The organism is Vibrio sp. 1CM2L (assembly GCF_023161695.1).
Taxonomy (GTDB): Bacteria; Pseudomonadota; Gammaproteobacteria; order Enterobacterales; family Vibrionaceae; genus Vibrio; species Vibrio coralliirubri.
In genome coordinates, this window is record NZ_JALNTT010000002.1 from 320,911 (window position 1) to 342,103 (window position 21,193).

Annotated in this window: 13 protein-coding genes and 4 tRNA genes; 6 read left to right on the top strand and 11 right to left on the bottom strand. The window is 45.4% G+C overall.

Features of this window, described 5'->3' with window-relative positions:
- Positions 1-46: 46 nt before the first annotated feature.
- The 3 genes from MSG34_RS06590 to MSG34_RS06600 are packed head-to-tail and all read left to right on the top strand — an operon-like array spanning position 47 to position 3,964.
- Positions 47-2,485, top strand: a complete 2,439-nt coding sequence (locus MSG34_RS06590) for a DmsA/YnfE/YnfF family dimethyl sulfoxide reductase (RefSeq protein WP_248336762.1) — start codon at positions 47-49, stop codon at positions 2,483-2,485.
- 11 nt (positions 2,486-2,496) lie between these two features.
- The gene (locus MSG34_RS06595) at positions 2,497-3,117 is read left to right on the top strand and encodes a DMSO/selenate family reductase complex B subunit (protein WP_004733360.1); all 621 of its coding nucleotides are present in this window, start codon (positions 2,497-2,499) and stop codon (positions 3,115-3,117) included.
- 1 nt (position 3,118) lies between these two features.
- On the top strand, positions 3,119-3,964 hold the full coding sequence (locus MSG34_RS06600) for a DmsC/YnfH family molybdoenzyme membrane anchor subunit (protein ID WP_248336764.1): 846 nt from the start codon (positions 3,119-3,121) through the stop codon (positions 3,962-3,964).
- A 174-nt stretch (positions 3,965-4,138) separates the two neighbouring features.
- On the opposite strand, the gene MSG34_RS06605 is transcribed toward MSG34_RS06600, so the two are convergent.
- Positions 4,139-5,377 carry a CinA family nicotinamide mononucleotide deamidase-related protein gene (locus tag MSG34_RS06605; RefSeq protein WP_248336766.1) on the bottom strand — a complete coding sequence of 413 codons (1,239 nt, stop codon included), beginning with the start codon at positions 5,375-5,377 and terminating at the stop codon, positions 4,139-4,141.
- 210 nt (positions 5,378-5,587) lie between these two features.
- On the opposite strand from MSG34_RS06605, the gene MSG34_RS06610 reads away from it, so the two are divergent.
- Positions 5,588-6,496, top strand: coding sequence for a DUF3943 domain-containing protein (locus tag MSG34_RS06610; protein ID WP_048607221.1), 909 nt, complete (start codon positions 5,588-5,590; stop codon positions 6,494-6,496).
- A 282-nt stretch (positions 6,497-6,778) separates the two neighbouring features.
- Entirely contained in the window at positions 6,779-7,291 is a 513-nt protein-coding gene (locus MSG34_RS06615; protein ID WP_017061000.1) for an ACT domain-containing protein, read from the top strand.
- Positions 7,292-7,364: 73 nt separating this feature from the next.
- Here the strand turns inward: MSG34_RS06615 and nspC are convergent, their stop codons facing one another.
- From nspC to uvrY, 10 genes are all read right to left on the bottom strand, one after another.
- The gene (gene nspC, locus MSG34_RS06620; RefSeq protein WP_248336767.1) at positions 7,365-8,498 is read right to left on the bottom strand and encodes a carboxynorspermidine decarboxylase; all 1,134 of its coding nucleotides are present in this window, start codon (positions 8,496-8,498) and stop codon (positions 7,365-7,367) included.
- A gap of 172 nt (positions 8,499-8,670) precedes the next feature.
- Positions 8,671-9,921, bottom strand: coding sequence for a carboxynorspermidine synthase (locus MSG34_RS06625; RefSeq protein ID WP_050052945.1), 1,251 nt, complete (start codon positions 9,919-9,921; stop codon positions 8,671-8,673).
- Positions 9,922-9,929: 8 nt separating this feature from the next.
- Positions 9,930-12,881, bottom strand: a complete 2,952-nt coding sequence (locus tag MSG34_RS06630; protein WP_248336769.1) for a pyridoxal phosphate-dependent class III aminotransferase — start codon at positions 12,879-12,881, stop codon at positions 9,930-9,932.
- A gap of 1,616 nt (positions 12,882-14,497) precedes the next feature.
- Positions 14,498-14,573 (bottom strand) — tRNA-Gly (locus MSG34_RS06635).
- Between the two features lie 32 nt (positions 14,574-14,605).
- Positions 14,606-14,692 (bottom strand) — tRNA-Leu (locus MSG34_RS06640).
- A gap of 80 nt (positions 14,693-14,772) precedes the next feature.
- Positions 14,773-14,848: transfer RNA gene (locus MSG34_RS06645), tRNA-Gly, on the bottom strand.
- Between the two features lie 36 nt (positions 14,849-14,884).
- Positions 14,885-14,958 (bottom strand) — tRNA-Cys (locus tag MSG34_RS06650).
- Positions 14,959-15,224: 266 nt separating this feature from the next.
- Complete coding sequence (gene pgsA, locus MSG34_RS06655; RefSeq protein ID WP_017061490.1) at positions 15,225-15,782, bottom strand: CDP-diacylglycerol--glycerol-3-phosphate 3-phosphatidyltransferase; 558 nt, start codon at positions 15,780-15,782, stop codon at positions 15,225-15,227.
- Between the two features lie 46 nt (positions 15,783-15,828).
- Positions 15,829-17,661: an excinuclease ABC subunit UvrC gene (gene uvrC / locus MSG34_RS06660; RefSeq protein ID WP_248336771.1), complete on the bottom strand. Its 1,833-nt coding sequence runs from the start codon at positions 17,659-17,661 to the stop codon at positions 15,829-15,831.
- A gap of 15 nt (positions 17,662-17,676) precedes the next feature.
- Positions 17,677-18,321, bottom strand: coding sequence for a UvrY/SirA/GacA family response regulator transcription factor (gene uvrY, locus MSG34_RS06665; protein WP_004729778.1), 645 nt, complete (start codon positions 18,319-18,321; stop codon positions 17,677-17,679).
- Between the two features lie 426 nt (positions 18,322-18,747).
- Here uvrY and MSG34_RS06670 point away from each other — a divergent pair, with 426 nt between their 5' ends.
- Positions 18,748-21,111 (top strand): DNA polymerase II, encoded by a 2,364-nt coding sequence (locus tag MSG34_RS06670; protein WP_248336773.1) that lies wholly within the window; start codon positions 18,748-18,750, stop codon positions 21,109-21,111.
- Positions 21,112-21,193: the final 82 nt, after the last annotated feature.

Sequence of the window (21,193 nt, forward strand, 5' to 3'; positions counted from 1 at the left end):
AACTACCTATAAAGTGCTAGCTATCAATAACAAAAGGCATCTTAGAATGACGAATAAGAAAGAATCTGGGGTAATGAATCTTACTCGAAGAGGCTTCATGAAAGCTTCTTCGGCGATAGGTAGTGCAGCCGCACTCGCGGGCGGTATCGCTTTACCTTTCAAATCCAAACCAGTAGCGGCTGCGGTTGCTGAGAATGTGGATGAGAAAATCGTATGGAGTGCATGTACAGTAAACTGTGGCTCTCGCTGCCCACTGCGTATGCATGTCCAAAACGGTGAAATCAAATACGTAGAAACAGACAACACAGGTACTGACGAATACGGTCATCACCAAGTTCGTGCGTGTCTACGTGGTCGCTCAATGCGCCGCCGTGTTTACAACCCAGATCGCCTAAAGTACCCAATGAAACGTGTGGGTAAACGTGGTGAAGGTAAGTTTAAGCGTATTAGCTGGGAAGAGGCTTATGATGAAGTCGCTGGCACCATGCAACGCCTTATCAAAGACTACGGTAACGACACTATCTACCTAAACTACGGTACAGGTACGCTGGGCGGTACAGTAACTAAGTCTTGGCCACCAGCACAAACGCTGATTGCTCGTCTAATGAACCTAAGTGGTGGTTACCTAAACCATTACGGTGACTACTCAACCGCGCAAATTGCGAAAGGCTTGAGCTACACCTACGGCGGTTGGGCAAACAACAACTCTTTCTCTGACCTAGAGAACACTAAGCTTAACATCCAATTTGGTAACAACCCTGCTGAGACACGTATGTCTGGTGGCGGCCAGATCCACCACTACGTTGAAAGCAAAAACAAATCAAACGCAAGAACGATCATCATCGATCCACGTTACACCGATACTGCCGGTGGCCGTGAAGATCAATGGATCCCAATTCGTCCTTCTACAGATGCGGCATTGGTTGCAGGCCTTGCGCATGTGATGATCACTGAAGACCTTGTCGACCAACCGTTCCTAGATAAATACTGCGTAGGTTACGACGAGAAAACTCTGCCTGCATCAGCGCCTAAAAACAGCGACTACAAATCTTACATCCTAGGTTTAGGTGAAGATGGCGTAGAGAAGACACCGCAGTGGGCTTCTAAGATCACAGGTATTCCAGTTGATACCATCGTTAAGCTTGGCCGTGAAATGGGCACAGCAAAACCGTGTGCTATCCACCAAGGTTGGGGCTTACAACGTACTGCGAACGGTGAGCTAGCTTGTCGTGCAATCGCAATGCTGTCGCTACTCACCGGTTCTGTGGGTGTATCAGGTGGTTCTACAGGTGCTCGTGAAAGTGACATCAACATTCCGTTTGTGCGCTTCCCTACTGTGCCAAACCCAGTTGAAACGTCTATTTCAATGTTCATGTGGACAGACGCGATTTACCGTCACCATGAAATGACCGACATCACTGATGGTGTTCGCGGTGCAGAGCGCCTTAAGAACCCAATCAAGATGATCTGGAACTACGCAGGTAACTGCATCATTAACCAACACTCAGACATCAACAAGACTCACGCGATTCTTCAAGATGAAAGTGCGTGTGAAATGATTGTCGTGGTTGATAACCATATGACTTCTTCAGCGAAATACGCCGATATCATCCTGCCAGACTTAACAACGTCTGAGCAAGACGACTGGTGTATGGACGGTAAAGCGGCGAACATGCCTTACTTCATCTACGCGCAGAAAGCGATTGAGCCTCAGTTTGAAGCCAAATCTATCTACGAGATGTGTACTCAGCTTGCGAAACGAATGGGCGTCGAAAAAGAGTTCACAGAAGGCCGTACTCAAGAGCAATGGATTGAGCACCTTTACGCAGAAACTCGTAAGAACGATCCAACACTGCCAACCTTCGAAGAGATGAAAGAGCTGGGTATCTACAAACGTAGCTACGACCACCACTACATCGCTTACGAAGACTTCCGCAAAAATCCTGAAGCGAACCCACTGACTACACCAAGTGGCAAGATTGAGATCTACTCAGAGCAACTGGCTGATATCGCGAAGACTTGGAAGCTGAAAGAAGACGAAGTGATTCACCCACTTCCGATTTACGCGGACTCTTTTGAAGGTCATAACGATCCACTAGCAGAGAAGTACCCACTTCAGCTAACTGGTTTCCACTACAAGGCTCGTACTCACTCAACTTACGGCAACGTTGCAGAAATCAAAGCAGCCGCACCGCAAGAGTTGTGGATCAACCCAATCGATGCAAAAGAACGTGGTATTGAAAGCGGCGACATGGTGAGTATTTTCAACGACCGTGGCGAAGTACACATTCCAGCGAAAGTGACACCAAGGATTCTTCCTCGAGTTGTCGCACTAGGCGAAGGTGCATGGTACGCACCAGATGGTCAGAAGATCGACCATGCAGGCTCTATCAACGTGCTGACCACTCAGCGCCCGAGCCCACTTGCTAAGGGTAACCCTCAGCATACAAACCTAGTTCAAATCAAAGCGCTAAAGAAAGCATAAGGTAGGTTGGAATGAAACAATACGGCTTTTACATTGATTCAAGTAAATGCACGGGTTGTAAAACCTGTCAGCTTGCTTGTAAAGATTATAACGATCTAGACATCAAAACGAACTACCGTCGCGTATACGAATATGCCGGTGGTGGCTTCACTCAAGATGGCGATACCTGGGTTCAGAAAGATGTCTTTTCTTACTACCTTTCTATCGCTTGTAACCACTGTACTAATCCAGCGTGTGTGAAAGTGTGTCCTTCAGGCGCGATGCACAAACGTGATGAAGACGGTTTGGTTGTGGTTGATGAGAGCGTATGTATTGGTTGTCAGCACTGTAGCAATGCGTGTCCTTACGGCGCACCACAATACAATGCTAAGAAAGGTCACATGACGAAATGCGATGGTTGTTACCAACGCGTTTCTGAAGGCAAACAGCCTATCTGTGTTGAGTCTTGCCCACTTCGTGCATTGGAGTTTGGCGAAATCAATACACTTCGCGAGAAGTACGGCTCTGGTGCTGATGTGGCTCCACTGCCATCTTCAACAGAAACGCTACCAAACATCGTGATTAAGCTGAACAAAAACGCGAAGCCGACTGGCGATACCAGTGGTCACTTAGCAAACCCGAAGGAGGTGTAAGATGATTTTTCATGAGTGGTCTTTAATCTTCTTTACGGTGCTGGCGCAAACTGCGGTTGGCGGTTACTTACTGATTGGTGCACGAGCACTGGTACTTGGTCATGACGAAGAGAAGCTGAACAGCTACAAGGTTCCAATGTTCATCCTATGGGCACTGATGGGTCTTGGCTTCATGTTCTCGACAACGCACCTTGGCTCTCCACTGCGCGCGTTTAACGCTTTTAATCAGCTAGGTTCGGCTTGGTTGTCTAACGAAGTGTTCTTCGGTGCGGCATTCTTCGCTGTCGGTGGCCTGCAATGGTTACTGTCGGTAGTTAAGAAAGGTGGCGTTGCTATCCAGAAAGCACTGATGGTTGGCGCGATGGTACTGGGTGTTATCTTCATGTACGCGATGATCAACGTATACATGATCAACACAGTACCGACGTGGGACAACATCTACACACCACTGAGCTTCATCATGACGATGGTTGTGGGTGGCTTGCTGTTATCTCAGTTCGTGATTGTATTTGCAAACGACAGCCGCTTTACGGTTGACCGTAACATCACCATGCTGGCTGTTATCGCTGTTGCTATCAGCTTGCTTGTGACAGTAGGAAAACTGAACCTAATCGGTGACATCCAAACTTCAGCGGCAAAAGCGTCTGAGTTAGTCGATGGTTTAGGTAGCTATGTGATTCTTCAAGTGGCACTGCTAATGGCAAGCTTGTTGATTTGGATTCTACCTATGCTGAACAAAGCAAAAGTGAACCCAGTTAACCTTAGCTTAGCACTAGTATTGTTCTTGGCTTCAGAGTTAATCGGCCGTGGTTTGTTCTACAGCCTACATATGACAAGCGGTTTGTAATCGAGTTCTTACAGACATGAGTTGCGTGTAAACATCGCTGCTTGTTTGGTTATCTAGAAGGCTAGATAAACAAAAGGCCCAACACCTATTTAGATGTTGGGCCTTTTTATTTCGTTTTTTCTAGCGTTTTTAGTACAGACTTAGCGAGTTCGCTTACATCGTTAGCTTACATAGCTACTTAATGATAGCCGCTGGAATAAACATGTCTTTCAATCGCTTAACCGAAGAGTAAGTACCAAACATCGGTTTGTTGTCTAGATGCCTTCTCAGCATATCGGCGGCAACGGTCTTAATCACGTTACGTTGATCTTCACGGGAGTACTGACGATAAAACTCAAGTACCTGACCCCACTCGCCTGCTTCAGTCGACAGTGCAACGCTGAATGTTTTGCCTTCCAGCTTACCAGTCACCAACGCCAATTCAGTCCCGCACTTCTCTCTTGTTGCTCCAGCCAGAGCAAAGGTTGCGGCTAATGGATCGCTTTTTTCAAGTTCGCTCTCTTTTGGCTCAGCCATCACCCACGAGTGTCCGAAGCAATCTTCTATCTGCTCATTCAATTGCAGCCACGCTGACAGTGAACCTTTGGTCGACACTTCAGACACAGATAACGTCTTCTTTTTTTCCGCCATGATGTGTCCAATATGGTCAATCATCGGCTCATCGACACTCACGACATTACTCTCTAGCAGCTTGTAAACCATCTGCAGAAGCTTAACGCGAGTTTCTAAGTCTGCCTTAGGACCAAACAGTTTGACCTCAATAAACGGCAGATAAGAGCGGTAGCCAAGTTCATAACCTTCTGGCAGCTTTAATTGGTCCAAAACATCAGAGATACCGGATTCAGACAAACCAAACGTAAACAGTCGACTGCATTCAGAAGCAACCACTTGAGGGTAGGTACGCGACAAGTCAGGAAGAATCTCAAACGTCACCATGCGCTTGAATTCACTTGGTACACCCGGCGTGAAATAGAAAGTCGCATCGTTAATTTTCAGTTTGAAGCCACAAGCCGTCCCCACAGGGTTATCGACAATCTCTGAGCTCGCAGGTAACAAAGCTTGTTTAAGGTTGCTGTCTGGCATTGGCATGCCACGTCCAGAGAACATCTCTTCCATACGAGCAAGCCATTCAGGGAACATGACGAGTTTCTGCTCTGAAGCAGCTGCAGCGGCTGCAGCACTCATATCATCGGTTGTCGGGCCTAAACCACCATTAACGATAACCACATCATAGTTAAAGCTCAGCATCAGCAGTTCTTCAACAAGAGCATTCATTTGATCACCCACAGTTGAGCGCTTAGCAAGCGCAAAACCATGCTGATAAAACTCAGCAGACATCCAAGCTGCGTTTGTATCTACAATGTCTCCATGAAGAACTTCTTCACCTGTGCTTAACATTGCGATTTTCGTCATATTTCTATCCCTTGTTGTCATAAAAAGACACTGCATTATTTACAAACTGGTCTATGGTTGAATTTGGAGCAATTCGCCTTTTCACTAATATTAATAATGTTAAACCTAAGGTTTTCTTAGGAAAAGCTATAAATTATTAGTTCCCTAAATCAGGCATTTAATAGATAATTGTGACCCTGATCAATTCCAAACTTTCTCATGGAGACCCTTGTGGCCAAATCACCGTTACTAGCAAAGGTTACTGCCGCATTTTCAATGCTAATGTCAGTTAACTCGGTTGCAAGCCAATACGACTTCGACCAGCCAATCAACCTTTCTTACTCGGATGAATGTGCTCAAGATTACTGTTTTAATGACAACTTGTACACCTACAAGCCTAGTACCAATTACGCACTGAGCGAATCGAGTGATGAGTACGACTTCTCAATCCAACAACCAAAACACATGTTGGTAAGCCAGGAGAAAGATTGGGATTACCTAATGGGTCAAACCTACACCATTCTTGGCTTAAGTGTCGCGACAGTGGGTCTAATGACTCTACTCCCTGAAAGTATTACTAAGTGGGATGATGACCAACGTGATATCAGTTCATTAGGTAAAAAGTGGAAAGATAACGTTTCTGAAGGCCCAGTATGGGACCGTGACGAACACTTCCTAAACTACGTAATGCACCCATATTTTGGTGGTGTTTACTACACCGCAGCTCGACACGCAGGTTACGACGAGTTTGAGTCATTCTTATACTCTTGGACTATGTCGACGTTCTTCTGGGAATACGGCGTAGAAGCGTTTGCTGAAGTACCTTCATGGCAGGATCTCTTCATCACACCTTTCTTCGGTGCGGTTGTCGGTGAAATGATGCTAGAAGCAGAGCAAGATATCATTGCTTCAGGTGGCGAAGTGATGGGCTCTCAAACCATGGGTGATGTGTCGCTATTCTTCCTTAACCCTGTTGGCCATATCCATTACTGGGTAAGTGATGCATGGGGCGGTGACGCAGAAGTTAACCTGAATACTAACCCTTGGTGGGATAACCAAGACGCTGCACGTTTTGCTTACGATGCTGGCGCACCATATGACTCTCAGTTTGTTGGTATGAACTTCAAAGTAACGTTCTAATTCGTCTCTAGTACTACTCAATATAAGTTATTGAATACAAGTTACTGAATATAAGTTGCTGAATCATCAATCACAGTGACAACTCTTCTAAAAAGCGGCTCTCTAGCCGCTTTTTTTTGTGCCCTACTCTTCATTCTCTTTTTTTGCATCGAAGCTTAGTTTCAAAAATTGACCTAGGTCAAACATTGTTCTATGTAACCTTCTACACTGAAATTAAAGAACTTTATCACGTGATATCAAACATTTAATTAGCAAAGAATAATTGAAACCTTGGGGGCTGATATGAACAGTACATTTATCGTAAACTTTATCGGAAAAGCATCACCAGCAACAATCAAACAGCTTGCTGCGGTTACTCACGAAAACGACGGCAAATGGCTCATCAGTAAAGTGAACTTTATTGAAGACCAAGTCGCAGGCGTACTAAAGGTTCAACTTCCAGCCATCAACGAATCGATTGTAAAAGAAGCGTTCAGCGCCAATCCAGATCTCATCGTGCAGTTTGTCGATTCCGATCATACGCACAATGTTCAAGACACGGTCCATCACTTGAGACTCGACTCTAACGACCGAGCAGGTATCGTCAACGAAGTGACTCATGTATTGGATAGACAAGGGATCAGTATTCTCGATATGGACTGTCACCGTGTCTTTATCGCAGGTGGTGGCGGTGTTAGCTCAAGTCTATTCACATCAAAAATCGCCGTTAAGCTGCCAATCGAAGTACAGATCGACGACGTAGTTAATGAACTCGAAACGCTCAGTGAAGATACTCGTGTGATGATTGAAAGCTAAATAAACAAAATTAAAGAACAAAAAAGAGCAGCTCATTGGCTGCTCTTTTTATTGCTCTGAACTTGTGATTCAGTTACTTAACTGACCATTGTGATAATGAGCGTTTGAAGTCTTCATAACCGAATTCATTTAGCTTCTGAACTTCACCACCGCTACGTTCGCAGTAGATTGATGGCATTTTAAGGCCATTGAACCAGTTCAGTTTCACCATGGTGTAACCCGCGCTGTCTAACAGATGCAGCTTTTGACCAATCTTAAGTGGCTCATCAAAGCTCGCTTCGCAGAACTGATCGCCCGCGAGACATGAGCATGAACCAATCACATAGTCGTGACTGCCTGTTTCTGATGCTTCCAATACCGATGCTGGCTCATTGTAGATAAGCGTGTCAAGGCGGTGCGCCTCAGTCGCTGAATCCACAATCGCTGTTTTCTTCACGTTCTCAACAATATCGACCACTGTCACAACTAGATCGGTTGTTTTAGTGATGATCGCTTCGCCCGGCTCAAGGTACATCTGCACGCCGTGTTTCTCAGAGAAGGCTTTCAGCGCAAGACCGAGTTTTTCGATGTCATAGCCAGGCCATGTGAAGAACACACCTCCGCCCATGCTCACCCAGCCCAACTTATCTAAGTGCTCACCAAACTGTTCTGAGATTGAATCAAGTAGGCCAATAAATGCATCGACGTCTTTGTTCTCACAGTTCATGTGGAACATCACACCATTAATCTCATCGAAAATTTCTGGTTTGATGTGATCAGCTTGTACGCCCAAACGCGAGAACTGGCGCGCTGGATTAGCCAAGTCTTGTCCTGCGTAGCTCACGCCCGGATTTAAACGTAAACCCAGTGAAGCTTTACCTTCAACAATATGACGGTAAGCAGCAAGTTGGCTTTGAGAGTTGAAGATCATCTTGTCGCAGATGTCAGCAACCTCTCTCACGTCATCTTCACTGTAACCGACACTGTAAGCGTGCGTCTCACCACCAAAGGTTTCGTGGCCAAGTTTCACTTCGTATGGACCAGAGCTTGTCGTGCCATCGAGGTAAGGTTTGATGATGTCAAACACACCCCATGTCGAGAAACACTTCAGGGCCAATACCAGCTTCACACCTGAAATCTCTTTCAACTGCTTAGCTTTCTCTAAGTTCGCAATCAACTTGTCTTCGTTGATCATGAAATAAGGCGTTTTTAGTTCGTTGTTTTGCATGTTAATACCTTGCGGCCCTCGAGTTCACGAAGGCACATGATAATCGAACAAAGCCGACGCAACAGCATCGGCTTGTAATTATACGTTCTCGTCAATCATATGACTTTGAATGGGATTTGCAGAGCTTTGACCTTGTCACTAGGACAACGCGACGAGGGCAAAGAGCCAGAAATTACTTCAAAGTGTGGATCAGAGGTAAACCAGCTGTCGGCTCTAGCTCTTGAACGTGCCAATCTAGACCGATTTCCGGCATAGTTGCTAGGAACGGGTCTGGGTTTAGCTGTTCCATGTTGAACACGCCTTTATCAGCCCATTCGCCACGGAAGAACTGAAGTGCAGCGGTAATTGCTGGAACACCGGTTGTGTAAGAGATCGCTTGGTGCTCTACGTCTTCGTAAGCCACTTCGTGGTCTGCGTTATTGTAGATGAACACGCTACGCTCTTTACCGTCTTTCTTACCTTGAACCCAAGTACCGATACACGTTAAACCTGTGTAACCCGGAGCTAGAGATGTTGGATCTGGCAGTAGTGCTTTAAGAACATGCAGAGGCTGAACCACTGTACCATCGTGCAGTGTTAGCGGATCTGGGCTAAGAAGACCGATATCACGCATGCAGTTGAAGTAGTTCAGGTATGCATCACCAAAGCCCATCCAGAATTCGATGCGCTTAGCAGGGATGAACTCTTTCATTGAACGAACTTCATCGTGCGCCATTGAGTAAACTTTATGAGAACCACAGTTCGGGAATTCAAACTCAAGCATACGAGAGTGACAAGGTACTTGTTTCCACTCTTCATTTTCCCAGTAGAAAGAATCGCCTTGGATCTCAAGCATGTTGGTTTCTGGGTCAAAGTTTGTCGCAAACTTCTTGCCGTGGTCGCCAGCATTCACGTCCATTACGTCAATTGAGTCAATCTCATCAAACAAGTGCTTAACCGCGTACGCAGCAAAGATTGATACCACACCTGGATCGAAACCAGCGCCAAGAATACCTGTGATGCCTGCTTCAGCGAACTTCTCACGGTAGCCCCACTGCCAGTCGTAAGCTTGTGGTACTTGTTGACCTTCAGAACATAGGTCAACCGCAACCGATGTATCTAGGTAAGAGACTTTAGTTTGGTAACACGCTTCCATGATCGCCATGTTTACCCAAGGAGGACCAGCGTTGATCACTAGATCCGGCTGAACTTCTTTAATCAAAGCAACAAGCGCATCAACATCATCAGCGTCTACTGAACGTGCTTCTAGTTTCTTAGTTGAATCTTTAAGGTTGTTTTTTCCCTTGATAGATTCGATGATTTTTTCACACTTCGCGATTGTGCGAGAAGCGATTGTGATATCACCCAGAACTTCGTTATTTTGTGCTGCTTTGTGTGCAACAACCCAACCAACGCCGCCTGCACCAATTTGTAGAATAGCCATAGTTTTAATTACCCTTGTTGTTCTGCTAGCTCAATAGCTAAAGTTTGAATTTTGTTAATTAGAGATTTGAAATCTGATGTCGTTAAGCACGGATTCAAGATAGTGAATTTCAGCGCGCTTTTACCGTCGACGACCGTTTCGCCAAGCACGGCAACACCACGAGTCAGTGCTTCCAGTCTTAACGTTTGATTCAGTTTGTCTAAATCTAGCTCACCGTTTGCTGATTGCCCATTGCGAGGCACCGATCGGAATAGCACAGTAGACAGTGACGGCTCTGCAAGCAGTTCAAAATCGTCTTGGTTTTGAATTAGGTCTGCAACTTCAAGCGTCTGCTCTAAAAGGTGGTCGTACATATCACCCAGCTGCTTTGGCCCAACGCTTTGCATCGTCATGAAGACTTTCAATGCATCGAAACGCTTGGTGGTCGCAATAGACTTATCGACGAGATTTGGCAGTTCATCGTGCTCGCGATTCAAATAGTCTGCGTGATGCAGTAGGAACTTAAAGTTCGCTTTGTCTTTCAGCAGCACAGCACCACAGCTGATTGTTTGGAAGAACAACTTGTGGAAATCAACGCTGACAGAGTCCGCTTTCTCGATGCCTTTCAGACGAGCTTTATGGCTACTTAAGATAAGCGCGCCACCGTAAGCACTGTCGACATGGAACCAAAGATCTTGTTGGTTTGCGATGTCAGCAATCGCCTCAAGGTCGTCAATAGCACCGTGATCGGTAGTACCCGCAGTACCGACAACAGCAAAAGGAATCAACCCTTGAGCTTTAAGCGCTTTCACTTCTGCGTCTAGCAAGTCAGGCTTGATAGTGCCGTTTGCATTAGTGTCAACACAGCACACTGCCGCTTCGCCTAGCCCTAATAGAGAGGCTGACTTTTGAACCGTAAAGTGAGATTTCTTTGAACATAAGATACGCAGCTTGCTCGCGTATTCTGGTAAGCCAAGCTTTTGGATAGAATGACCATTGTGCTTATCCGCAACCCAGTCTCTCGCAAGCAATAGACCCATTAGGTTACTTTGCGTGCCACCGCTGGTGAAAACACCGTCAGCTTGTGCGCCAAGTTGGTATTTGTCACACATCCAATCTACAACGCGCTGCTCAACATAAGTCGCAGCCGATGCTTGGTCCCATGAATCCATTGATTGATTCAACGCCGCGATAATCGATTCCGCTGCTACCGAAGCCATAAGAGGCGGAGTGTGAAGGTGTGCAATACAGTCTGGGTGTTGCACGAAGATGGAGTTTGCAGCAACAAGGTCTGCAGTGCTATCTACAACATCAACCAAAGCGTGTTGATTGTTATCAAGGTCGACAGCATTGATAGCTGCTTCTAACACTTTTGGATCTAAACCCGAATAAGGGGTTTCAACCTGTTCAAAAACCGCTTTCATCGCTTGAGTGGTTTGGTTCATCACGTTAGCAAATTCGTCGCTACCGCCTAAACCTGTCTGGATGAAATGCTTGTTCCATTCTTGGTTTGCTTGTTCGCTTGAAGCTGGGTCTTGTTGTAAACCACCACCAGCTGCGATGATCGCTTCTTCCATTACGCGGAGTGCAAAGTCGATCTGCTCAAAAGAGATAATCATTGGTGGAAGGAAGCGAATAACCGAACCATCACGGCCGCCCTTTTCGACCATCAAGCCGCGCTCTAGTGCTGCTCGTTGAATCGCTAGAGTTAGCTCGCCGTCGGATTGTGGTTCGCCAAACTTGTTAAGCTCACCATTTGGTTGCTTGATCTCAGCGCCAAGCATCAAACCTTTACCGCGAACTTCAGCAATACAGCCAACGCGTGATTGAATCTTCTCAAGCCCATGACGTAAGTATTGGCCTGCGATGTTCGCGTGCTCAACCAAACCATCACGCTCGATGATTTCCAATGCCTTAGCGCCAGACACCATTGCTAATTGGTTACCACGGAATGTACCGGTGTGCTCACCCGCTTTCCATGTATCGATGCTCTTATCGAACACAAGCAGCGACATAGGCAGTCCGCCACCAATCGCTTTAGACAAGCATAAGATATCTGGATTAACGCCTGACTCTTCAAACGCAAATCGATGACCCGTTTTACCCACACCACACTGAATTTCATCAAAAATCAGTAGGATACCGTGCTCGTCACAGATGCGACGTAAGCCTTGTAACCAAGATGCTGGAGCAGGAATCACACCGCCCTCACCTTGCACAGGTTCAACGATCATCGCGGCTGGTTTCATGATGCCAGACTCGTCATCGTTCAACATACGCTCGATATAACGAATGCTCGCGTTGGCACCCGCTTCACCACCAATGCCAAACGGACAGCGGAGGTTGTATGGGAAAGGCATAAAGTGCACATCAGACATCAAGCCGCTACGACGCTCTTTAGTGCCGAGGTTACCCATCATGCCCATGGTGCCGTTGGTCATGCCATGGTAAGCACCACGGAAAGCAAACATGGTGTTGCGACCTGTAGTTTGCTTAGCGAGCTTGATCGCCGCTTCCACAGCGTCAGCACCCGATGGGCCACAGAATTGAAGAACCGAGTTATTTGAAAAGTCTTGAGGAAGAAAAGCTTTAACTCGCTTGATAAACGTCTCTTTTGCTTGAGTCGTGATATCAAGTGTTTGGTATGGCAAACCAGAATCGAGCTGATCTTTAAGTGCTTGGTTAATCTCAGGGTGGTTGTAACCCAGAGAAAGTGTACCTGCACCGGCTAAACAATCGAGAAAGAGTTGGCCACGAGTATCTTCAACTAAAGCGCCACATGCTCGTTTAATAGCAATAGGCAAGCGTCTTGGGTAAGAGCGAACATCCGACTCATGCTGTTCTTGCTCTAGCAAAATAGCGTCAGGTGTTAGGTCGTACGTTCCCTCTAAGATAGGAACCATAGTTGAAAATGAATTTGCGATAGTATTGATATCGACTTCAAAGGCGGTAGTCATAAAAGTCCCCTTGAATGTGTTCATACTCACCTCCATCAGACGCAATTACCCACCAACTCTCGTTAAATTTGGAGAGAGTTCATAGTGAAGTACACGTATTGTCTAGAAATGAGATATAGCTGTACGCTCGCATAAGTCAAATGACGAATACGAAATTAAGCCGTCTTAAGACAGCGATAAATTGTTAGCGTGAGCTCAAGGTTCAGTAATGCTACTGTTTTGAAGAATTGGACATTTTTGCAGGATCGGGCAGCTATGAGGAGCTGGTCCCTTTGGAAATGCAGAGCTGATTAGCAATGTTGTAATTAGTGTGTTCAATGTTGGGTTTCCCATTAACATGGCGAACTGCGCCATAAGTATCCCGTCTATCAGCTAAAGGACTAGCCAATACCTACCCTACGTAATGTCCCAATCAGCAAGAATGGTCACTACGCGTATCCCCCAGAAGCAATCGTTGCTCTTCTTGAACATTGTTCATTCCGAGATTGCGCGGGAAAGTAACATAAAGTGAAATGAACGACCAATAGTTTTTAATAATAGCTTGATAAATAGCAGCGGTGGCTAAGCAATTGCTGCAAATATCGTCAACACTAAGTTTAGGAAAGAGATCCCCGGTTCGCTCGTTCCTCGCACCCGAGGATGACGACGTGGGATTATAAACGTTGCTAGAGAAGCTTTGAGGCTGTGGCCTCATTCTGTCATTCCCTAGCGCGAGGTATGAATTCATAGAGAACGCCTTACAACATGTCATTGTATTGCTTTATTCAACAAATTACCTGATGCAATAGATTAAACACAAGTTAATCAGTAAGCGGTAAGAGATCCCCGGTTCGCTCGTTCCTCACGCCCGAGGATGACGACGTGGGATTATAAACGTTGCTAGATAAGCTTTGAGCCATGGTACCTTTACGTCATTCCCTAGTATGAGGAACGAGTCCATAGGGAATCCCTTACAACATGTAATTGTATGGCTTTATTCAAGACGCTATCTGATGCGATGAATTAAACACAAGTTAATCAGCAGACCGTAAGTAGATCCCCGGTTCGCTCGTTCCTCACGCCCGAGGATGACGATGTGGGATTATAAACGTTGCTAGAGAAGCTTTGAGGTCAAGGCGTCACTCCCTAGAGCGAGGAATGAGTTCATAGAGAACCCCTTACAACATGTCATTGTATTGCTTTATTCAAGAAACTATCTGATGCAATAGATTAAACTGAAGTTAATCAGCAAGCGGCAAGAGATCCCCGGTTCGCTCGTTCCTCACGCCCGAGGATGACGACGTGGAGTTATAAACGTTACTAGAGAGACTTTGAGGTCATACCGTCTTTCCGTCATCCCCTAGTACGAGGAACGAGTTCATAGGGAATCTCACACTGAAACCAACAAAGTTCACTACACAGATAAAGGAATCGAAAGTTAATCACCTGTCCGCGTTTCCGTCATTCCCTAGCACGAGGCACGAGTTCATAGGGAATCTCGCTTTTAAAAACTAACTTACTTAAACGAACTTGATTGCAAACTTTGAGGCAAAAATAGAAATAAATTTTGAGTGCGGGTTCAAACAACAAGAGTACTTACCCGTAAAATCTAAACGCCAGAAACCAAAAAGCCCGAACATTTCTATTCGGGCTTCTTAATTTGGAGCGATACATCGGGTTCGAACCGATGACCTCAACCTTGGCAAGGTTGCGCTCTACCAACTGAGCTAGTATCGCATTTGCTTTATCGAGATAAAGACTTTAATAGATGGTGCCCCGGGCCGGACTTGAACCGGCACAGCGCGAACGCCGAGGGATTTTAAATCCCTTGTGTCTACCAATTCCACCACCAGGGCACGCAATTCTTTATTGCGATGCCGATTACTGAAAAGTAAAACACCATCTTAATGCTGACGCCAATCAACATTACAAAATTTGGAGCGATACATCGGGTTCGAACCGATGACCTCAACCTTGGCAAGGTTGCGCTCTACCAACTGAGCTAGTATCGCATTTTCATTCAATTTCTTTCTAGAAGAAAGAGAGAATGGAGGCGCCTCCCGGAGTCGAACCGAGGTCCACGGATTTGCAATCCGCTGCATAGCCACTCTGCCAAGGCGCCTTAGTAACTCCAATCGAATCGCTCATTGCCATCCTCTTGGGTACGGGATGCATTCTACGGATTCAGACGATTGAGTCAATATTATTTTTGTATTTTTAATTCGTTTGAATAGATTTCATACGAAACAAGCCAAATAGCTGACTTTATGTTCAAAACACACTGTGAGCGGGTTATTCAAAGGAGATCTATATCACATTAGATATCCACTATTGATAATTTAACCTTAGGTTAAAGATCAAAAAAGCGAGCCTCAGCTCGCTTCTTCATCAATGATGTTTTTCGTCTAACAAATCGTCTTTGGCGGCCATCAAGTATTGTGCCATTGACCAGTAAGTAAGTACGGTTGCGACATAGAGCGCAATGTATCCGACCCATACCATCCAATCGTCGTAGCGCCAGATAAGTACCCAAAGGGCGAACATCTGAGAAACCGTTTTTACTTTACCAACCCAAGATACCGCAACACTTGCACGTTTACCGATTTCAGCCATCCATTCACGAAGCGCTGAGATGATGATCTCACGAGCAATCATGGTCACCGCTGGGATAGTTATCCAAATCGAGTGGTAATGCTCAGTAATCAGGATAAGAGCCGTAGCGACCAACACTTTGTCAGCCACAGGGTCAATGAAGGCACCAAAGCGAGACGTTTGCCCTAACTTACGAGCTAGCATGCCATCTAGCCAGTCAGTGAAACCTGCTACCCAAAACACCATCGCAGCAGCGAAAGGAGCCCATTGATAAGGTAGATAGAAAACGACAACGAATACTGGGATCAAAAATAGTCTCAGTAAGGACAAAATGTTAGGTATATTCAAACGCATATTATTGGGCTCTTATTAATTGCGCTTTAATGGTGCGGGATTTTTACTATTGTTTCAATGCTTGATAAATGTTTTCTGCCAAAGAATGACTAATGCCCGGCACTTTGGCTATTTCTTCGACAGTTGCACGCTTAAGTTCTTGTAAGCCACCCATATATTTCAGCAAAGCTTGACGACGTTTAGGCCCTACCCCTTCAATTCCTTCCAAAGCACTGGTTCTGCGCGTTTTACCACGTTTCGCCCTGTGCCCTGCAATCGCATGATTATGGCTTTCATCACGAATGTGTTGGATAAGGTGCAGTGCTGGCGCATCGCTAGGTAAATTAAACTCTTCACCTTCAAGGGTTACCAAAGTTTCTAAACCCGGTTTACGCGTTACCCCTTTCGCAATACCCATCATTCTTGGCCTAAACGGCCAATCTCCCCAATATTTAGAAATGATCTCATGAGCGCGGTTTAGCTGACCTTTACCACCATCGATAAAGATGATGTCGGGGATCTTGTCGACATCGAGTTGCTTCGAATAACGTCTCTCAAGCGCCTGAGCCATCGCAGCGTAATCATCACCACCTGTAATGCCGGTGATGTTGTAACGACGGTACTCTGGTTTAACCGGGCCTTCTTGATTGAATACCACACACGACGCAATCGTACTTTCACCCATGGTATGACTGATATCGAAACATTCCATGCGCTTGATAGCATCCATCGACAACACTTCTTGAAGCTCTTTGAAGCGCTGATTAATTGTCATCTTGTGATTAATCTTGGTAGTAATAGCCGTCAATGCATTGGTATTCGACAATTTAAGGTAACGACCTCGAGTACCAGAGGGGTTGGTATTGAAGTGAATCTTACGACCCGCCACTTCACACAAGGCTTCTTGAATCGGTGTGACATCTTCCATCAAATCGGCATTGAGAATCAAACGAGTTGGGATGGTTCTCGCTTCATTATGCGCAAGATAGTATTGGCTTAAAAAGCTCGAGAAGACCTCTTCTCGCACCGTATTGTTTGGAATTTTTGGGAAATGACTTCTGCTGCCTAAAACCTTGCCTTGGCGAATCATCAAGATATGAATACACGCTACGCCATTCTCTTGAGCAAAGCCCAACACATCCATATCTTCCATGGAGTCGTCAGATACATACTGTTGCTCTTGCACACGTCGAATCGCTTGGATTTGATCGCGGAAAGCAGCTGCTTGTTCAAAGCGAAGGTCTCGGCTAGCCGTGTCCATCTTCTCGATGAGCGTCTCTAGCACCAGCTTGTCTTTACCTTGCAGGAACAGACGAACATAGTCGATAAGCTCGCTGTACTCTTCATCAGAGATGATTGAGCTGACACAAGGCGCGGCACAACGACCAATTTGATACATCAAGCATGGACGTGTTCTGTTGGCATAAACGGTATCTTCACACTGGCGGGCAGGGAAAATCTTTTGGATTAGGTGTAACGTCTCACGCACAGCGCCGGAATCAGGATAAGGACCAAAGTATTCGCCCTTTTTCTTCTTAGCACCACGATGCATCGACAAACGAGGATGCTTGTGACCGCTAATAAAAATATAAGGGTACGACTTATCATCACGCAAAAGTACGTTGTATTTAGGCAAGTACTGCTTGATGTAGTTGTGCTCAAGAATGAGCGCTTCTGTTTCCGTGTGAGTTACAGTGACGTCGATCTTGTCAATATTACTGACTAGAGCGCGTGTTTTTTCACTATCGACTTTTTTACGGAAATAACTGGAAAGGCGTTTTTTGAGGTTCTTAGCTTTACCGACGTAAATAACGACAGCCTCGGCGTTATACATTCGATAAACGCCGGGCTGCTCTGTTACTGTCTTGAGGAATGAGACTGAGTCAAACAAGTTGGTCACTATACGATCTCAGTGTTAAAGGGTCTCAGTGTCTAACATTCCATGTCTAATCGCTAAATGCGTCAGCTCTACATCGCCACTGATATCCAGCTTACTGAACAAGCGGTAACGGTAACTGTTGACTGTTTTAGGACTTAGATTGAGTTGTTCTGAAATATCCGTCACTTTCTGACCTTTGGTAATCATCATCATGATTTGAAGTTCACGTTCAGATAAGTCTGCGAATGGATTTTCAGACGCAGGCGAGAATTGGCTCAAAGCCATCTGCTGCGCAATTTCTGGTGAAATGTATCGTTGGCCACTATTAACCACTCGAATTGCATTTACCATTTCATCCGGACCTGCCCCTTTAGTAAGGTAACCAGCAGCTCCAGCTTGCATCACTTTAGTTGGAAACGGATTTTCCGTATGAACAGTTAAAACGATGATTTTAACATCAGGGTTGAAACGCAAGATTTTCTTGGTTGCTTCTAAGCCACCAATACCAGGCATATTCATATCCATCAAAATAACGTCAGTATTGTTAGTACGACACCATTTTGCAGCATCTTCACCGCTTTCAGCTTCCCCTGCTACGTTCATTCCACGGACGTCTTCAATAATACGTCGTATCCCTGTGCGAACCAGCTCGTGATCATCTACAAGGAAAACATTTATCAAACTTGTATCTCCACACTATTAATTGGCTCTGCAACCACTGTGTCGTTTCATCTGTTTGAAACAATTGAACAAAGGAACAGTGGATCGCAGCATTGAGTACATCTTAACTTAATTACTAAAAAAAAGCTCTGTTGAATATGTGCTGAAACACGAACTTTAGCAAGTACTTATTAACAAATAAGCTAACTAAAACAACAAGCTTTTTCTAAAAATCAACCAGTTAAAACAACACCCAATAAAATTACATAAGATAGAGATATTTTCAATACCATTGAATAACCATTCGCGACAATTTCACTTATTTGCTTATAGAGTCCCGTTATTCGCCTCTACTAACTAGAATTTAGTTAGTATTTTTACTGCCTATTGTGCGCTGAGGGTCGCTAGATGGTAGTATTCGATTCCCCATTTCAATAGGTTACTACATTGGATATTCAGCAAGGCTTTGTACTCACAAGACAAGCAAGAGATTTTTCAGGGCGCACACAAATCGACTTGTGGTTAAGCACCCCTCAAGGCCCTACTCTGCTGACGATTCAAAATGAAAAACCGGTATTTTTTGTTGCTCAATCTGACGTTGAAGCATGCCAGGCAATCGCAGCGAAAGAATCGATCGATTGCCAATTTAAGCCTCTAGAATTAGCCACATTCGAGCAAACACCTCTCGCCGCGTGTTACACCTCACTGTCGAGAAGCAGCTTTGGTTTAGCGCAAGCCTTTCACAATGAAGAAATCCAAACCTTTGAAAGTGATATTCGACTCGCCGATCGATTCTTAATGGAACGTTTTATCAAGGGAAGTATTGAGTTCACCGGATCTGCTGTGCAAAAAAATCAGCACCGTCGAGTCTCAAACGCAAAATGCCGAGCAGGTGATTACTTACCCAGTCTATCTGTGGTCTCGCTTGATATTGAGTGTTCGGAAAAAGGCGTGCTTTATTCAATCGGCCTAGACAGTCCGATGGACAGCCGAGTGATCATGGTCGGCGAAGCGCAACAAGCTGAAACCAATATCCAATGGGTTGCCAACGAGAAAGCGCTACTCGAAGCAATGATAGCTTGGTTCTCTGAATTTGATCCTGACATCATCATTGGTTGGAACGTTATCGACTTCGATTTTAGGCTACTGCACAAACGTTCAGAATGGAACGAAGTGAAGCTCAACATCGGCAGAGACAACCAACCGAGCTTTTTCCGCAGTTCTGCGCAAAATCAGCAAGGTTTTATCACGATTCCTGGGCGCGTTGTCTTGGATGGTATTGATATGCTCAAGACAGCGACCTACCACTTCCGTTCTTGGTCGCTTGAATCGGTATCACAAGAACTGCTTGGTGAAGGCAAAGACATCCATAACGTTCACGACCGTATGGATGAGATAAACCGAATGTTTAAGTTTGATAAACCTTCGCTCGCCAAGTACAACCTTCAAGACTGCGTGCTAGTAAACCGCATCTTCGAACACACTCACCTACTCGACTTCGCGATTGAGCGCTCTCGATTAACCGGTGTTGAGCTAGACCGTGTTGGCGGCTCTGTTGCAGCATTTACCAATTTATATTTACCTCAAATCCACAGAGCGGGTTATGTCGCACCGAACTTAGAGCCAGAGAATTGGATCGCTAGCCCCGGCGGCTACGTAATGGATTCAATTCCCAATCTGTACGACTCGGTATTGGTACTCGACTTTAAGAGCCTGTATCCATCGATCATTCGCTCGTTTCTGATTGACCCTATGGGGCTTATTGAAGGGTTGAAGCTTGAACTAGGCCCAGCAGAAGACCAAGCCGTTGATGGCTTTCGAGGTGGGCAATTCCACCGCTCTAAACACTTCTTGCCAGAGATGATTGAAAACCTCTGGGCTGCACGTGATGTGGCGAAGAAGAACAACGAGAAGGCGTTCTCTCAGGCGATTAAGATCATCATGAACTCATTCTATGGTGTGTTAGGTTCGTCTGGTTGTCGTTTCTTCGATACCCGGTTAGCGTCTTCAATTACCATGCGCGGGCATGAAATCATGAAGCAGACTAAAGTTCTGATCGAAGACAAAGGCTATCAAGTGATTTACGGCGATACCGATTCAACCTTCGTGTCTCTAAACGGCAGTTATGACCAGCAAAAAGCAGACGAGATAGGGAATGAACTGGTCGCTTACATCAACGATTGGTGGACGAATCACTTAAAAGAGACCCACAACCTAACCTCAATACTTGAATTGGAATACGAAACTCACTATCGCAAATTTCTAATGCCGACCATTAGAGGTTCAGAAACCGGCTCAAAGAAACGTTATGCCGGCTTAATCACTCAAGGTGAGAAAGAGAAGATCATCTTTAAAGGACTAGAGAGTGCACGCACCGATTGGACACCTCTCGCACAGCAATTCCAACAAACCTTGTATGAGATGGTGTTTCACGATCAAGATCCAACCGACTACGTCAGACAGTTTGTCGATGAAACCTCTGCTGGCAAGCATGATGATTTGTTAGTGTATCAAAAACGTTTACGCCGCAAATTACACGAATACCAAAAGAACATTCCGCCGCAGGTTCGCGCAGCTCGAATGGCCGACGAGATCAATGCTCAGTTAGGACGTCCTCTTCAATACCAAAACAAAGGACGCATTGAGTATTTGATTACTCTGAGTGGCCCTGAGCCCAAGGAGTATTTAAAGAGTGGTATCGATTATCAGCACTACATCGACAAGCAGATTAAACCCGTAGCAGAGGCAATCCTACCCTTCATCGGTTTAGATTTTGAAAGAGTCAGTGGGCAGCAGTTGGGTCTGTTCTAGCACTATATTCAATATACTCTTTAAACGAAAAAAGCAGAGATATGCTCTTCAGCACGCTCTGCTTTTTTGTATCAATTGATCG

Bases quoted from the DNA above. Each gene is read 5' to 3' on its own strand.
- MSG34_RS06590 (WP_248336762.1), top strand. From the start codon at position 47: ATGACGAATAAGAAAGAATCTGGGGTAATGAATCTTACTCGAAGAGGC.
- MSG34_RS06595 (WP_004733360.1), top strand. From the start codon at position 2,497: ATGAAACAATACGGCTTTTACATTGATTCAAGTAAATGCACGGGTTGT.
- MSG34_RS06600 (WP_248336764.1), top strand. From the start codon at position 3,119: ATGATTTTTCATGAGTGGTCTTTAATCTTCTTTACGGTGCTGGCGCAA.
- MSG34_RS06605 (WP_248336766.1), bottom strand. From the start codon at position 5,377: ATGACGAAAATCGCAATGTTAAGCACAGGTGAAGAAGTTCTTCATGGA.
- MSG34_RS06615 (WP_017061000.1), top strand. From the start codon at position 6,779: ATGAACAGTACATTTATCGTAAACTTTATCGGAAAAGCATCACCAGCA.
- nspC (WP_248336767.1), bottom strand. From the start codon at position 8,498: ATGCAAAACAACGAACTAAAAACGCCTTATTTCATGATCAACGAAGAC.
- MSG34_RS06625 (WP_050052945.1), bottom strand. From the start codon at position 9,921: ATGGCTATTCTACAAATTGGTGCAGGCGGCGTTGGTTGGGTTGTTGCA.
- MSG34_RS06630 (WP_248336769.1), bottom strand. From the start codon at position 12,881: ATGAACACATTCAAGGGGACTTTTATGACTACCGCCTTTGAAGTCGAT.
- pgsA (WP_017061490.1), bottom strand. From the start codon at position 15,782: ATGCGTTTGAATATACCTAACATTTTGTCCTTACTGAGACTATTTTTG.